The following is a 16370-nucleotide window of genomic DNA, read 5'->3' as shown; positions in this document are numbered from 1 at the left end:
AGAGACTATTAATCCCTACATATCCATTCCTTCCATGCCCGGCATTCCAGTTCCTTTTTTTAGTATTAACTCACTGTTGAGCAAGTAAGCGCCATTGGTTACTATTAATTCGCCTTCTTTTAAACCGCTAAGCACTTCTACTTCTTTTTTATTCTGAATGCCCAACTGGATCATCCGGTTTTCGTACGTTCCTTTTGCGGTCTTTACCCAGGCAGAAATCATTTCGCCAACCACTATCGAGCTCTTTGGAATCACCATAGTCTTTTTCTCATTCCTTTTGATGCTGATATATGCCATCATTCCAGGCCTCAATTTATTAGTAGGATTTTCGACCTGAAATCTCACGAGGCTTATTTTACTGTCTGCTTCTAAGCTTGGGTTATCAAATACCGGCACAACCGTAAATATTTCTCCTGGCAACGCGTCAAATTCTGCCTGTATGGCTGCCCCGCCATCTAACCACTTCAATTCATTAACATACATTTGGGCCTCTATCCAAAGTCGCGACATATCAGCAATACTGAACATGGCTGTACCTTCCTCCACATATTGCCCTTCGCTTACAGGCAAGTCCGTTAAGGTGCCGGAAACCGGGCTGTAAAAGGTAACCAGGGCTGAGGCAACACCAGATTTCTCTATTTGCTCAATTTGAAAGTTGGTTAGTCCCAGCAGAAACAATTTTTTCCTGGCTGCCTCAATAAGCTGGTCAAATGATACCTTTAAATCACTCGGGTTCGCTTTCATTTGAATGGCAGTCAGCAATTCATTTTCGTATGCTATGAGTTCCTCACTATAAATGGCATAAATTGGCTCTCCTTCCCTTACGTATTGCTGCGGATTTCTTACAAATAATTTATCAAGCCTGCCACGAATCCGCGAAGTAATTACAGTGAGTTTTCGTTGATCAAAATTAGCAGTTCCCAATACCGTAGAAAATTCCGCCATTGATTTTGTCCTGACGGTATCAATCCTAATATTTGCATGCCTTTCATCCTGGTCGGTAAGAGATAAGATCTCTTTACCAGAGGAGTCAGGAGCGGCATGTGCCTCTGTATGTTCCTCCTGCTCAGCCACCTTTTTGTCATTCGTACATGCAGCCGTTAAAAATATTCCCCACAAAACCATCACCCCAATCGCTATGATTATTATATTGTTCCGTTTCATAATTTAATATTGTATTATGGTTTCACTATCTGCCAGGTAGCCAGCATCTTTAGCAACAAATTCGCTACTGTTCAATCCTTTTAATACTTCAATGTATTCGTTACTTCGGTTGCCGGTTCTTATTGCTCTTGCCTGAAAAACGTTGCTCCCATCTTTAGTTTTTGTTTTTAAGACCCAAACGATTGCGGTGCTTCCCACATGATAAACACTGCTTGCAGGAACAATCAGAGAGCCCGAATTAACTAAAGCACTGGCCCTGATGAGAGAGTTTTGTTTGAGCTTTCGATTTGGGTTGGAAAAATATAGGCGGGCTTGTGTAAACTTCTGAGCACCCCTGTAAACCGGCTCTACCATCCGGACAACTGACCGAAGGGTCTGGCCCGGAAAAAGTTCACTTTTTACTACAACTTCTAATCCGGGTTTAGCTATCTTTTCGTTTTCATGTGAAAAGGCTACGATGCCCAATACCGTTTGGAAATCATTAATCCAAAATACCGTTTGGTCTTTACTGACATACATTCCTTCCCTGATAGAATTATCGTCTAACGAAGTACTGGCATTACCTGTGAATGCGCCCGCTCCGCCATTCATTCCACCACCCATACCCCCCTGGCTACCAGAGGAAGTCATACCACTACTGGCAGCCGATGGATTAAATAGTACATAGCCTTCAAAAGGGCTGTAAATGGATATGGTAAAGGGCGCAGCAGGGTTTTTATCAATTTGGGCAATCTGAGCATTCGAAAGACCAAGAAGCAATAACTTTTGCTTTGCTTTTTTCATCAGGTCCAGGTCATTGCTTTTCTGGCGTATAAAAATGTATTCGGAAATATATGTGTTTAAGTCAGGGCTATATATTTCCATTATCTTTTCTCCTTTACGTACATACTGATAATTGTATTTTACGTAAAGGCGTTCAATGCGTCCGCCGATGCGCACAGAAATTTTCCGGTTCCTCCTTGGGTCGAACGTGATGTAACCTTGTCCGGTAATTGTAAACTGCTGGATACTGTCTTTCACAGGTACGGCCGATTGTTTTGAAATAACGCTTTGATTGGCGGGCAGCGCACTCAGGTAAAGTTCATCCAGTGTATCCCGGGCTGGCTGCATATCCATTTGTTGATGCTCTTTGGCTTTTTCATTTGAATGGTCCATATTAGAATGGTCTTCCATCTTTGAATTTTTATTCATTCCGACCACAGTATCGGTTTCAGTTGCATGGTTTCCTGTATGTTCCTGTTGATTCCCGTTGGAACTACAGGAAGCCAAAAGCAGCAACATGATGAAACCAGATGCAGCAATTGAATACTGCCTGATCGTATATAGAATATTTTTTTTCATGACTTATTTTTTTTCCCGCTGGTATTCGTATTCTGATTGAATGGCAAACACCTGCGCGAGTTTATCAATGCGTTCCATTTCTTTCATCAGCAGCATGTTCCAGGCATCCAGTAACACAAAAAAATTACCGGTGTTCTGACGATAGGCGAGCAGGTTACTTTCAAGATTTTTTCGGTAAGCGGGTAAAATGCTGATATCGAAATTTCTCAGCTGCTGGTTCTCAAAGTTGAGCATAGTGATTTTTTCGCGGATCATTTGCCTCGTCATTAAACGCATGGTTGATCGTTCGTTTTGCATGGCTTCAATATCGAAATTCATGGAACGAACTTCGGACTTATACATTCGCGACGACCAGGGAACAATGGGGATCGTAACCATGCCCATTAGGGAAAATTGGTTAGGCATACCAAACATCTGCCCGTGAGAGAACTGGATGCCAAAGTCAGGCTTAGAACCTGTGGCAGCCAACCGAAGGCTGCTTTTCATGGAACGTATCCGGCTTTCAGTTGCAAGAATATCGCTACGATTAAAAAACGTAGTATCATCGGTATTCACAAAATCGGCCTGATAATCTGTTGGTTGTAAAAGCGAATCAATCACAAACGGCGTATTCACATCCCTGCTCAATAGAGTATTAATCCCGATAGTACTTTCGGCAACCTGTGAAAGCAACATGGTTTCCATATTTTTCAACTCACTAAGAGAAGCTTCAGCTTTAAAGATGGAAGGCAGGTCTGACTGGTTGTAAACATATTTATCCCTTGCTGTTTTGACAAGCATCTTTAATAGCCCTTCATAATCATGCACCAGCTTTATTTTCCTTTCAGCAGTGAAACGGCGATAGTAATAAAGCCGGGCGGCATAATGAAGAACATTCTTTTCCCATTCGGCTTCATTGCTGGATATGTCCTGCTGTGAAAGAATAAAGTCTCTTTTTGCATTGAGCTTGGCAGCGTTTGGAATCATTTGTTGAGCTGAAAACATGATGCCCGCCTGGTTCATAGCAGATTTTTCCCTGATCATACTTAACTGATAGGGAAACTTGTCAATTGCTACCGAAACAGTGGGCGGCATCCAACTCCGGGCACCTTCGGCAAGCGCTCTTATACTGCTGATCCGGTTTTGATAAACTCGTAGTAGCGGATAGGATTCATCAACCTCTTTGAATATATTGGGCAGAGAAAGAGCAACTGTATCCTGTGCTTTGATGGTACTACCCGTAACCAGCAGGTTTAGAAATAGTGCTATTATAGTTTTTACTTTCATGTTAGAGGTCTTTATTGACTTATTTCCATAATCTCGAGCTTTCCAGCCTTTTTTAATTCCCACTCTTTTACCAGATTGAAAATGACCGGCAGTACTATCAATACAAAAAGAGTTGCCGTAATCAACCCAAATACAAAGGGAATGGTTATGGGTTTCATTACGTCACTACCTGTGCCTGTTGATACCAGCACGGGTATCAAACCCAGGATATTCGCCAGAACAGTCATGAGGAGTGGCCGCACTCTTTGGGTGGCCCCAAACAAAATAGCTTCCTTAAGCGCCGGAAGACTGATAGCTTGTGGATTGTTCCCTTTTTCCTGCACCAATTTTTTAACGGTATCATTGAGATAAGAGATCATGAGTACACCGGTACTTACGGCCACACCAAAGAGGGCAATAAAACCAACAGCAACTGCCACAGAGAAATTGACATTGTAAAAGTATAAAGAGTAGACACCCCCGATAAGAGCCACGGGAATACTCACAAAGACCATGAGTACAGCCTTATAGGAATGAAAAGTAATAAATAAGATAAAAGCTATAATCAGAAAAACGATGGGTATGATGATGCTTAAACGTTGGTTGGCCCGCACCTGATTTTCATACTGTCCACTCCATTCGATATAATAACCTTGTGGCAGCTTTTTAAAGGCCTCATCGATCCGTTCTTTGGCATCTTTTACTACACTTCCCATATCCCTTCCGCGGACGTTAAAAAGCACGGTGCCTCTCAACATAGCGTTTTCAGAACTTATCATAGGCGGGCCTTCTGTAATTTTTACATCAGCAACTGCTGAAATGGGAACTACTCCATAATTCATGGTTTGAATTGGGATTCGTTCAATTTCATTAATATCGTTGCGGTATTCCTGCGCTAACCGAAGGTTTACATTAAAGCGCTCCCTTCCCTCTACGGTTGTGGTCAGGATCATCCCACCGAGGGCGCTCTCAATGACCATATTTACATCATCTACGTTGAGGCCATAGCGGGCTATGTCACGCCTGCGAATTTTTATATCGAGATATTTGCCTCCCGTAAGTTGCTCTACATACAAATCTGCCAAACCTTCTATTCCTTTAATAGTGCTTTCGACCTGGCGGCTAAGATTGTATATGCTATCGAGGTTTTTGCCGTATATTTTTATCCCTACATCTGTCCGGATACCGGTAGATAGCATGTTTATCCGATTTATTATAGGCATGGTCCATCCAACACTGACACCAGGTATTTGAACTCTTTCATTCATTTCTGAAATCAGCTTTGCTTTGGTCATTCCCTTACGCCACTGATCCTTTGGTTTTAATATGACTATTGTCTCAATCATGCTTATCGGTGAGTTATCAGTAGCTGTATTGGCCCTACCTGCTTTTCCTAGTACATTCTCCACCTCCGGGAAACTCTTAATAATTTTATCCTGTAACTGAATAATTCTTTTGGCTTCGGAATTGGAAACATCAGGAAGTGTTACAGGCATGAAAAGTAAAGAACCTTCATCGAGAGGGGGCATAAATTCTGACCCCAGGTTAGTTACTAATGGAATACTTCCAATCACCAGCGCCAGGCATGCAGCTAAAATAGTTTTGCGCCAGTTAAGACAAAAACGGGCAACGGGTTTATAAAGGGTGATAAATAGGTTGGAGACAGGGTTACGGCTTTCCGGTATAAGCTTCCCTTTCATGAACGTCCTTGTTAACATTGGAGCAACAGTAATTGCAAGGATAGCGGCGCCAATAAGTGAAAAAGTTTTGGTCAGAACAAGGGGGCTAAACATTTTAAATTCCTGCCCGGTAAGAAATAGAATTGGTGCGAATGAAATAATCATTATGAGGACTGAAAAGAACACAGAGCGCCCTATCATTTTTGAAGATTCCCTAATTATTTCCACACGTTCTTCATCGGAAATTTCATTTGTATTGCCGATCCGCTCTTTTACTTTTTTGTTTTTATCTACTGACATACTAATCTTCAGTTTGAGGTTTTAAAACACGGTTAGTCAGAGAACGGTAGGCATTCTCAGCCATTACTATCCCAGGGTCAACTACATCGCCGATAGCAAGAGCAATTCCACCCAGTGACATGATGTTTGAGGTTACCCCAAAAAATTGCATCAGGATAAATCCTATAAGTACAGATAAAAGGATGCAGGCAATGGCAATCAAACCACTACGGATACTGAATAAGAAAATAATTACTACAATGGAAACGATCACAATCATTTGCCATAACGATTCGGTCAATGTATCAATAGATGCCAGAATCAAATCACTTCGATCATACGCAGCTTTGAATTTTACACCGGCCGGTAAGCCTTTTTCTACCTCCTGCATCTTTACTTTAGTCCGCTCTATCACATCTTTTGCATTTTCGCCAAAACGCATGACTACAATGCCGCCTACTACCTCACCTTCACCATTTTCATCCACTATACCTAATCTTAAATCAGCTGACATTTGAACATCGGCCACATCACTGAGCACAACAGGTATTGATTTATATGTACCAATGGAAATATCTCTTATATCTTCAAGGCCGGTTATATAACCTTGTCCCCGGATCAGGTATCCGGTGGAATTCATTTCGTAAAGACTTCCGCCCACATCCCGGTTATTTGCAGTTACAGCTCGGGTAATATCCATTAAAGGTACCCCATAATAGATTAGCTTGTGAGGATCAATGGTTACCTGGTATAGCTTTTGAAATCCTCCAAAAGAGGCAACTTCACTTACTCCATCCACATTCTGAAGTGCAAACTTTACATACCAGTCCTGTAATGCCCGCAACTCTCCAAGATTATAACCATCTCCATCTAATGTATACCAAAATACATGGCCTAAGCCAGTTCCATCCGGTCCCAGAGTAGGGGTAACACCTTGCGGCAAAAATCGCTGCGCATAATTTAGTCGCTCAAGAACTCGGGTACGGGCCCAGTACTCATCAACACCATCATCAAACACGACAAAAATGAAGCTCATACCAAACATGGAAGCAGCCCGGATAGATTTTATTTTGGGTATGCCCTGTAAATTGGAAACCAGTGGATATGTTATCTGGTCTTCCATGATCTTGGGATTACGGCCCATATACTCTGTGTAAACGATTACCTGATTTTCAGAAAGATCAGGAATTGCATCCACTGGCATGTTTTTAATGGAATAGAATCCGCCTATGGCGATCATAACTATCCCTAACCACACAAAAAACCGGTTATTAATTGACCAGGTAATAATTTTTTCGATCATTTCATCTGCATTTAATGTTTGATGTAAGCATGTACCTGAATGGCTATTCGCGAAAGCATTTTATATTTATTGAAATTATAAAGGGTTGTTGCGATCTAATTTTTTAAAATCGCCTGGTCTCAGAGGGCTTTATTCATTATTAATTATCCAGTTCAGCTTTATACGTTTTATAAAGCGGATCATAATCACAGAAATGCTGTTTTAATTGTTGTTTTAGGCAGAGACTGTGGTGTAGAAAATCCATCTGGACTGAACAGTACATTGGAGAATATTTTGCAGTTTCTTTGGGGGAGTGGGGCGAATGCTTGTAGACATAAATAATTAATCCGTCGGCTGGATTAAGTATCTTGAATTTGTTATTATCTAAAAACCTAAATTCCTCCCCTTTTCTGCTATAGCCGCAAGAATTATATCCTGTAGACGCAGTTACGAATAAAAAGAGGCAAATTTTGAACTCGGGGAGGTGCTTTTACAAGTGGGTCTCCTTCCATTAATGAAGGAACATATATAGCACTTAATTCAAAAGAATTGTGGATTAGAGCATTAGATGCAAACTGTGGTAATTGATAAGACGTATTGGGAGTTTTCTGATCTTTATCAATTTTAAGAAACTGTTGTTGGTCTTTGCAGCAGCCATTACTTTCGCTTTCTTTCATGCCGCAATTAGAGCAAGCGACATCTTTGCTTTTTGATATGCTCCAATCAGTCAATTTTCCCATGCAATAGTGCATGTTTATCATTGCACCAGAAGATGTGGTGATGTATAAAAGAGCTAATATGAAAACAGCAAAGTTCTTCACAAGAGTAAAAATTATTATTAAATGTAAAAATTATTAGTAAATGTAAAAATTATTAGTAAATGTAAAATTATTAGTCACTACATATTATGACTAGAATCATAAAAAGGAGTGACTCTCAGCACTAATTCAGTATCAATAGATATAAAAAAGTTATAATGCATCATCACCTTCTAATACATTAGAAACTTTTATATTAATTAGGCAAAGAATTATATTGGTTTAAATGACGGTGGGGCCTTTTTAGAGCGACTAGTTTTCCGAGCCCTTTCTACTCTTTGTGCTTTATATTGTGTGGGAGTAAATCCAGTAACTTTTTTGAATTGCCCGGATAAATGAGGTAAGTTGGCATAACCTAGTTTTTTTGATATTTCGGTAAGAGTGAATTCATTTTGGAATATCAATTCCTCTGCACGCCTTGTTTTTTGAATAATAATAAAATGTTCCAACGTAACGCCCTCGACAATAGGAAATAGTCTACTTATTTGGTTAGACGAGTATTTCTGACTCAGTTGGCTTGAAATTATATTATACCAGTCAATTTTTTGAGGGAGGATATCGGCTGAATGAATATATCGTATTACAATAGTTTTGATCTTCTCGACAATAATGCTTTTAAATGTATTTATCAGGCCTAATCCATATTTCTGAAGTTGTATAGAAATTTCATCTAAGACTTTATCAGTCAAATCTTCCTTAACTTTTACAATACCTAAGTCAATGGTTATTGGCGTACAACCAGCTTTCTCTACCTCCATTTTAACAACATGAATGCAGCATCGGCAAATCATATTCTTTATATACAGTTCTGTCATTATTTCATTAGTTGGGTTTGAGGGAACGGTTAAATAATCGAATCCATCGCTGTTCTTGTGGTTCTGGCTTTTTTGAAAAGAGAAGGAGTTTGACCTGTAACTTTTTTAAACTGAGCCGAAAGATGAGCGATGCTGCTATATCCTAGCTTATTAGCGATCTCCCCTAAATTAAGTTCATCGTAAAATAATAACTCCTTTACACGTTCAATTTTTTGTCGAATGACATATTGCTCAATTGTTATTTCCTCAACCGAAGAGAACAGGGTACTCAGGTAATTATATTCATAAAAACATACATCAGATATTAGCTTCGACCAGTTTACTCTTTCATCTAAATTCTCAGAGTGAAATATTCTATTGATTATAGCATTTTTGATCTGTTCTATAATTCTGGTTCTTTTGCTATCTAATACATCAAATCCCAGACTGTTCAAGACTTCTGTAAGTTTTGATCGTTGTTTAGGAGTAAGATGATCATCTTCTAAATTCACTATCCCTAGTTCTGTTTTAAGTGGGTGTAATCCCAGCTTTGCGAACTCTTCCTTTACAACTTTAATACAGCGATCGCAAACCATGTTTTTTATATAGATTTCCATTTTTTTTACGATAAATAAATTTATTTTGTTAAATAAACATCTTGAATGGTCTGAATTGAGTTGCTTCATTGCCGAGGTTTTACTTGCTTGATGCTATAAATATCTGCCTAATAACTGTACATCATTTACATTTTGCTCATATTGTGCTTTGTCATAGCATCAGAACCCTTCTTTAAGATAAATTCGCTTGATAATAGATAAGCGCCACTTACCACAACTTCTTTAACATTCTCTAATCCTGAAATGATGACAATTTGATTCTCATCCTCCTGGCCGGTTGTAACCATTTTAGGAGCGAACGTATTTTTACCCGTTTTAATCCAAACGTGTGCGCCTTTACCATCCCGAATTACTGCATTGAGAGGTAATGCAACAGCATTATTGATTTTTGCTGTATTTAATAATACAGTGGCTTGCATTCCGGATTGCAATTTCCCCTGACTTTGTATGGGTCCCCTGACTTTTAATATCTGACTTGAAGGATCTATCTGAGGCGAAATAAAATTTATTTCCACTGTTTGTTCTAACTCAGGAAACCCGTAAACAGATACTTTGACAGGAGTACCGACTTTTATAGAAGAAGCTTCACCCGGATAAACATCTGCTTCTACCCATAACTGGTTGAAATTTTCTAATCGTATAATTGGAGAACCCTCCGAAACATATTGGCCCTCTGAAACACTGACTTCATTAACTATGCCCGAAGCAGTGGCATTGACTGTTACAAATGGTGAAATTTTATTGCTTCGAACCAGATTCTCTATCTGGGGATTGGAGTAGCCAAATAGACGAAGTTTACTTTTGGCAGCTTCCCCAAGTGTAACATAAATCTTTTCGTTAGGAAATGCAGCGACTTGTTTTACCTGGAGTAAATAATCCTGCTGAAGTGTTTGAAGTTCTTCACTATAAATCTGGAAAAGGGCTTGCCCCTTAGAAACCTGACGGCCGGTTTCTTTGACAAATAACCGTTCAATACGCCCGGCGTACCGGCTTGATATTACTTCTGAAAGTTCAGGATTTGTAACCAACCTTGCATTTAATACTTTAGAAGTGCCAAAATTGCTTTGCGCAATTTGCATAGTTGTAATATTGGCTAGCTGAATTTGGCTATTCATTAATATGAGCTCATTTTTATCGCTGCCACTACTAACCGGAACCAAATCCATTCCACAAATGGGGCAAGAGCCTGGAACATCTTTAATTATCTGAGGATGCATCGGGCATGTGTAATTTTGAGATGCAGCGGCCTTCTTCTCATTTCTGCATGCCGCAATAAACAGAGAAGGTGCAAGCGTTACCAGCACCAGGCTCTTTACAAATCTTTTCCTTTCCATACTTATTGTGCAGTTATATTTTGAACGTTAATAAAGCTTTCACTATCTACCAGGAACCAAGCGTTTAAAGCTACATCCTGTTTCATATTTATGCTGTCACCTATATCTATCCAATCTCCTAAAACACTTTTTACATTTACATAAATGGGTAAAAAAGCATTATTTTTCTTAATGAACGAAACGTAGCGGGTACCCAGTTGAAGTACAGCAGTGCGCGGCAGCCAAGTGCCAATTTTTCGGGTACTTTCACTTTTTACGTTGATCAGTTCCCCAACTTTCCATGATTTATCTGAATTGGTAACAGTGGCCCGGACAAGGGAAAAATATGTTCCTTGACTATAGTATGGTTGTACTAAGCTAACCGGCACCTTGTTTTTCTTAGCTTTCACATCAACCGATTGTACCTCTATCATCGTACCCACTTTAAACTTGTCGAGATCAGCAGGATTTACATAAAATTCGGCCCAGATCACATTAGAATTAACCAAGTTAAATATTTTTTGTCCTACAGACACATAATGACCCTCTCTCAATCGTAAAGGCGAATTAGTGGCTACATCAGGAATTGAAGCTGTGGAATTGGACGCAGAGCTGGGGGAAGAACCTCCCATTTCGCCCATAGAAGAGCCGCCCTCTGAGGATTCAGATGCGATCATGGTCCCACCTGCTGAACTGGCTCCGTTAGCTGAGACCGAAGCATTTTGAAGTTCTGCAACATAGCCTGTATACGGACTGTAGATACTAACCGTATAATCTACTTTGCCAGTGATCAGAATCTGTTTAATTTGCTGTTCCGTTGCTCCCAAAAGTCGAAGTTTCTTTTTCGCCTGCTCTAAAAGAGCGGGTTCGTTATTATTCTTTAAAAAGAGTAATTCCTGTTGGGCACTGGCTAAATCCGGGCTATAAATATCCATAAGCTTTTGTCCTTTGGATACTGGCTGATAATTATACTTTACATACAATTTCTCAATCCTTCCCCTTACCCTAGACGAGACTGAATTTTGATAATTCGTATTATAATTGATGACTCCTTTTATATTTATGTCCTGAAAACGCGGGCCAGTTTGAGGCTTTATAGATTTTATTCCTGAAAGCACCACCTCATTTGTCGGTTTAACCAGGGCTGCAAGCGTGTCGTTAACGCCCCCATCTTTCCCCGGTGCATTCATTGGCACTAAATCCATTCCGCAAATAGGACATGATCCTGGCGCATCTTTAACTATTTGAGGATGCATGGGGCAAGTATATTTAGTCACCTCTTTTGTTTCTGCCTGCTTATCTTTTCCTTTACAGGCTGAGAGTAAAAGAATGGCAAATAAAACGACTATTGGAAAACTACCTTTCAATATTTTTTTCATATTCAACAATCATTTGATAAAATTTCTGTAAAGCATCCAAGTAGTTCATCTGAGACATATTGACTGCTTCCCAACCATCAATTACTGTATTCACATCACCTTTATTCTCCTGATAAGAAAGCATAGACACTTTTAAATTCTTGTCTAAGGCAGGTAAAATTTTAGTTTCGTAATTTTTTAACTGGATTTGCATGTTTAACAATTCGGTTTCCATGGATTTGGTCATTCCAAGCATTTCGGATAACATTCCTTCTTTTTGCTGACGCATGGCCTCACGCTCAAAATTCATAGACTTAATCTCAGACTTATACATCTTAGATGACCAGGGGGCAATTGGAATAGATATCATCCCCATAAGGGTGTATTGATTTGGCATCATTTCCGCACGTGGGGACATGTGTTCCAACCGGATACGGAAATCAGGTTTGGCTTCCTTCCTCATCTGATTAATGTTGAGCTCCATTGCACGAATAGACCGGTCCATTTGCTGAATATCACTTCGGTTAGTTGCTAAATAAGAAGTATCCAGTTCAGCCAATGGCGTAAAAGTTGCCTTTTGAGTAGTATCTAAAGTAAAATCGGAATTAACCGGACGATACATTAATGCATTCAAAGCAATCTTTTTAGATCGTATATCACTTTCAGTCATTAAAATCATGTTCGCCGATTCATGAAGCCGCCCTTCAGCTTTAAAGACCTGGCTTAAGGACCCTTGATTAAAGGGATAGCGAATTTCTGCAAGCTTTTTCATTGTTCCCATTATAGTTTGGTTCTCCAGTTGAAAAGCATTTTTTTTGCTAGCTACTAACAACTCATAATACAACTGTTTCGCCCTCGCTCTTAATTGATTGGCTTGTACTGCCTGTTCGGCTCTTGTAATAGATGACTGGGCGGCAAGGTATTTTGCTTTAGCCTTGATCTTAGCGGGATTAGGAATATCCTGTTCCGCTGACAACATCCAGGCCCCTTTATCTGCTTCATCCATAACCCTTGAACCAGGGTACGGCGTCATAAATGTTCCTGCGCCAACCATCGGAGCCATCCATGATCCCGCTCCTTCAACCTTAGCGTCCTGGCTTTTAACCTGGTTGTCAAAAGCCTTTAGGGTTGGATTATTCGCGTTAATTTCCTGTAATACTTTTGTCAGGGTTAATACTTCCTGACCGTAGGTTATTGTAGAACCCAATAGCAATACAAGCAGGATAAAATTTCTAATGATGTACATCATGCACCTCCAGTTTTCCAAACTTTTTTAATTCATATTCTTTTGTCATCAGAAAGATGAGTGGGGTTACTAACAGGATATGTGTAGATGAGGTTAACACTCCGCCGATCATTGGCAGAACAATGGGTTGCATCATGTCGCTCCCCACACCGGTCGACCACAACACCGGTGTCAAGCCAAAAAGAGCTACGCAAACAGTCATGATCTTTGGGCGTAGACGTTTTGCTGCACCGTTAATTACATATTCCCTTAAATCTTCTTTTGTAATCGTTTCGCTAGAATTGCCCTTCAATGCTACTAATTGCTTCATCGCATCGTTCAGGTAAATGACCATCACCACCCCGGTTTCAACTGCAATACCAAACAATGCAATAAATCCAACGGCAACAGCAACCGACATATTAACCCCCCAGAAGTAGATAATGTAGGCTCCGCCGATCAGAGCAAAAGGAATAGTTACTAAGCTTAAAAATGCCTCCCTGGCGGATTTAAACGCCAGGTACAGTGATAAAAAGATAATGACCAGAACAATTGGCAGAATATAAATTAAGGTTTGCTGTCCGCGGATCAGATTCTCATACTGCCCGCTCCATTCTACAAAATATCCGTTCGGCAGCTTTAAATCGTTGTTTAGTTTATCTATTGCCTCCTGAACAGTGCTTCCCAAATCCCGCTCTCTTACGTTGAACATTACCGCCCCTCTTAAAATTGCGTTTTCGGAAGTGATCATCGGAGGACCATCGGCAAACCGGATATCAGTAACTGCCGAAAGCGGAATGGTGCCGGCATCCGGAGAGTTTATAGGGATGCGCTTAAGCCTGTCAATGCTATTCCGGTAATCCTGACCAAGCCTTAAATGGATATTAAATCGTTGTCTTCCTTCAATGGTAGTACCGAACGGAGCCCCACCAATCGCAGTTTCCACCGTTCCATTAATATCATCTACAGTTAATCCATATCGCTCAAGCTGGTCACGTTTTATATCTATTTCAAGATATTTTCCTCCGGTGACAGGTTCAACATATAAGTCTTTAACTCCCTCAATATTTTGCAATAATGTTTGCACTTTTTTTGATACCGTAGCAATTTGATTTAAATCCTGACCATAGACCTTGATACCTACATCGGTACGGATACCGGTAGAAAGCATATTAATGCGGTTAATGATTGGTTGTGTCCATCCGTTTACCACTCCCGGAATCTGAAGTTTTGCATCCAGTTGTGCTATGATATCCTTTTTCGTTATTCCGGGTCGCCACTCACTCTTAGGTTTTAAGGACACAATTGTTTCAATCATGCTAATTGGCGAATTATCAGTTGCTGTGTTCGCTCTCCCGGCTTTTCCTAAAACCTTATCAACTTCAGGCACAGATTTAATTATTTTATCCTGAACCTGTAAAATACGCTTGGCTTCTGCATTTGAAACATCCGGTAAAGTAACTGGCATGAACAAAATTGATTGCTCATCAAGCGGAGGCATAAACTCCCTGCCCAAGCTCATTACTAAGGGAATGCTGATTAATAAAGCAAGGATATTTATTCCCAACGTGGTCTTCCGATACTTCATACAAGCCCGGATAACGGGTTCATACTTCTTTTCCAGCCATCGGTTAATCGGGTTCTCATGTTCAGAACGAAATCTTCCTTTCATGAAAAAAGAAATGATTACCGGTGCGAGTGTGATAACCAGCATCGCGTCGACAATTAATATAAATGTCTTGGTATAAGCTAGCGGATGAAAAAGCTTCCCTTCTTGTCCGGTTAGAAGAAATACCGGAAGAAAAGAAGTGATGATAATTACAGTGGAGTAAAAAACACCACGTGAAACTTGTTTACAGGCTTTTTCAATAATACTCAGTCTTTCTTCATTAGAAAGCTTCACATAATCGTCTTTTTTGGCTTTTCTTTTAAAAAAGTTTTTTAGTTTATTTTGCATCTGTTTTCCCTCCAATTCTTAATTCGTTAAGTTCGGCCTGCCTAATGGCCAGGTGTTTATAAGAGTTCTCGGCCATAATAATTCCATTATCGACAATTACACCAATAGCTAAAGCGATTCCGGTCAATGACATAATGTTCGAGGAAATATCGAAAGCGTTTAAAATGATAAAGCTGGCTGCTATCGTAATAGGGATTTGGATAATAATACTGACAGCGCTTCTCCAGTGAAATAGAAAAGCAATCACTATTAATGAAACTACAATCATCTCTTCAATAAGTGTATTTGTAATAGAAGAAATAGCTTCTTCAATTAACTCACCCCGGTCGTAGACAATATTAAATCTCATCCCCTGGGGTAAGCCTCTGCTAACTTCGATCATCTTTGCTTTTATTTTTTTAATAGCTTCATCAGCGTTCTCACCATAGCGCAGTACCACGATTCCGCCTACCGCCTCACCCTCACCGTTGTAATCAAATATGCCTAACCGGCTTTCGCCAGCCATTTGCACCGTTGCAACGTCTTTTATTTTAACAGGAATTGAATTTTGGGTACGAACAGCAAGGTTTTCCATTTCCTTAATGGATTTCAAATAACCGGTAGTTTTGATAATATACCCCACGTCACTCATCTCAAATTTACGGCCGCCTGCTTCATTGTTATTAGCATTGACGGCGCGAGTGATGTCAGACACTGAGAGTTTGTAATAGGTAAGTTTATTGGGATCAATGTTAATTTGATATTGCTTTTGAAAACCGCCGAAAGAGGCGATCTCACTAACGCCGGGGACATTTTGGAGGGCAAATTTGACATACCAATCCTGAACTGCACGCTGTTCGCCAAGATCCATTCCCGGAGCCTCAAGCGTATACCACAACACATGTCCGACTCCAGTACCGTCTGGTCCCATCGTCGGTGTCACCCCCTTGGGTAGTGCGCTTCCGATCGAATTTAATCTTTCCAGCACTCTTGAACGAGCCCAGTAAACATCAACGTTATCCTCAAAAATTATATAAATAAAGCTCATTCCGAACATGGAATTGGCTCTTACATATTTTACTTTTGGTAAGCCCTGGAGGTTTGTTACCAGCGGATAAGTGATTTGATCTTCAATAATCTGAGGACTCCTTCCCATCCATTCAGTGAATACGATGACCTGATTTTCCGACAAATCGGGTATTGCATCAATTTTGCTGGTTTTAACAGAATAGATACCCCAGGCAAAAATCCCCACGGCAAAAAGTAGTACCAGGAATCTGTTCCGCAATGAAAACGCGATAAGTTTCTCTACCATGATT

Annotated in this window: 13 protein-coding genes; all 13 read right to left on the bottom strand. The window is 40.1% G+C overall.

Going from position 1 to position 16370, the window contains the following annotated elements; all coding sequences use genetic code 11:
- Positions 1 to 15: 15 nt before the first annotated feature.
- The 13 genes from BLR27_RS03245 to BLR27_RS18770 all read right to left on the bottom strand — a co-directional run bounded on the left by BLR27_RS03245 (position 16) and on the right by BLR27_RS18770 (position 16366).
- Positions 16 to 1164, bottom strand: coding sequence for an efflux RND transporter periplasmic adaptor subunit (locus BLR27_RS03245; protein ID WP_090699823.1), 1149 nt, complete (start codon positions 1162 to 1164; stop codon positions 16 to 18).
- A 3-nt stretch (positions 1165 to 1167) separates the two neighbouring features.
- Complete coding sequence (locus BLR27_RS03240; RefSeq protein WP_090699822.1) at positions 1168 to 2505, bottom strand: efflux RND transporter periplasmic adaptor subunit; 1338 nt, start codon at positions 2503 to 2505, stop codon at positions 1168 to 1170.
- A gap of 3 nt (positions 2506 to 2508) precedes the next feature.
- On the bottom strand, positions 2509 to 3771 hold the full coding sequence (locus BLR27_RS03235; RefSeq protein ID WP_143007692.1) for a TolC family protein: 1263 nt from the start codon (positions 3769 to 3771) through the stop codon (positions 2509 to 2511).
- 11 nt (positions 3772 to 3782) lie between these two features.
- A complete protein-coding gene (locus BLR27_RS18785) occupies positions 3783 to 5729 on the bottom strand; it encodes an efflux RND transporter permease subunit (RefSeq protein WP_090699817.1) in 1947 nt (648 codons plus the stop codon).
- Between the two features lies 1 nt (position 5730).
- Positions 5731 to 7011 carry an efflux RND transporter permease subunit gene (locus tag BLR27_RS18780; protein WP_090699814.1) on the bottom strand — a complete coding sequence of 427 codons (1281 nt, stop codon included), beginning with the start codon at positions 7009 to 7011 and terminating at the stop codon, positions 5731 to 5733.
- A 407-nt stretch (positions 7012 to 7418) separates the two neighbouring features.
- Positions 7419 to 7811, bottom strand: coding sequence for an HYC_CC_PP family protein (locus BLR27_RS03220; protein WP_143007691.1), 393 nt, complete (start codon positions 7809 to 7811; stop codon positions 7419 to 7421).
- A gap of 209 nt (positions 7812 to 8020) precedes the next feature.
- Positions 8021 to 8566, bottom strand: coding sequence for a helix-turn-helix domain-containing protein (locus BLR27_RS03215; RefSeq protein WP_176767597.1), 546 nt, complete (start codon positions 8564 to 8566; stop codon positions 8021 to 8023).
- Positions 8567 to 8652: 86 nt separating this feature from the next.
- A complete protein-coding gene (locus BLR27_RS03210) occupies positions 8653 to 9219 on the bottom strand; it encodes a helix-turn-helix domain-containing protein (RefSeq protein WP_090700255.1) in 567 nt (188 codons plus the stop codon).
- A 125-nt stretch (positions 9220 to 9344) separates the two neighbouring features.
- Positions 9345 to 10553 (bottom strand): efflux RND transporter periplasmic adaptor subunit, encoded by a 1209-nt coding sequence (locus BLR27_RS03205; RefSeq protein WP_090699801.1) that lies wholly within the window; start codon positions 10551 to 10553, stop codon positions 9345 to 9347.
- Positions 10554 to 10555: 2 nt separating this feature from the next.
- Positions 10556 to 11911, bottom strand: coding sequence for an efflux RND transporter periplasmic adaptor subunit (locus BLR27_RS03200; protein ID WP_090699798.1), 1356 nt, complete (start codon positions 11909 to 11911; stop codon positions 10556 to 10558).
- Complete coding sequence (locus tag BLR27_RS03195; RefSeq protein ID WP_245704415.1) at positions 11889 to 13139, bottom strand: TolC family protein; 1251 nt, start codon at positions 13137 to 13139, stop codon at positions 11889 to 11891. Before BLR27_RS03195 ends, BLR27_RS03200 begins: the two co-directional genes overlap by 23 nt.
- A complete protein-coding gene (locus tag BLR27_RS18775) occupies positions 13123 to 15072 on the bottom strand; it encodes an efflux RND transporter permease subunit (protein ID WP_090699789.1) in 1950 nt (649 codons plus the stop codon). Before BLR27_RS18775 ends, BLR27_RS03195 begins: the two co-directional genes overlap by 17 nt.
- The gene (locus BLR27_RS18770; protein ID WP_090699784.1) at positions 15062 to 16366 is read right to left on the bottom strand and encodes an efflux RND transporter permease subunit; all 1305 of its coding nucleotides are present in this window, start codon (positions 16364 to 16366) and stop codon (positions 15062 to 15064) included. Before BLR27_RS18770 ends, BLR27_RS18775 begins: the two co-directional genes overlap by 11 nt.
- Positions 16367 to 16370: the final 4 nt, after the last annotated feature.

The sequence above is a fragment of the Daejeonella rubra genome (genome assembly GCF_900103545.1).
Classification (GTDB): Bacteria; Bacteroidota; Bacteroidia; order Sphingobacteriales; family Sphingobacteriaceae; genus Daejeonella; species Daejeonella rubra.
The sequence above is the reverse complement of the archived record's forward strand: the minus strand, read 5'-3'. Positions and strand labels throughout refer to the sequence as shown.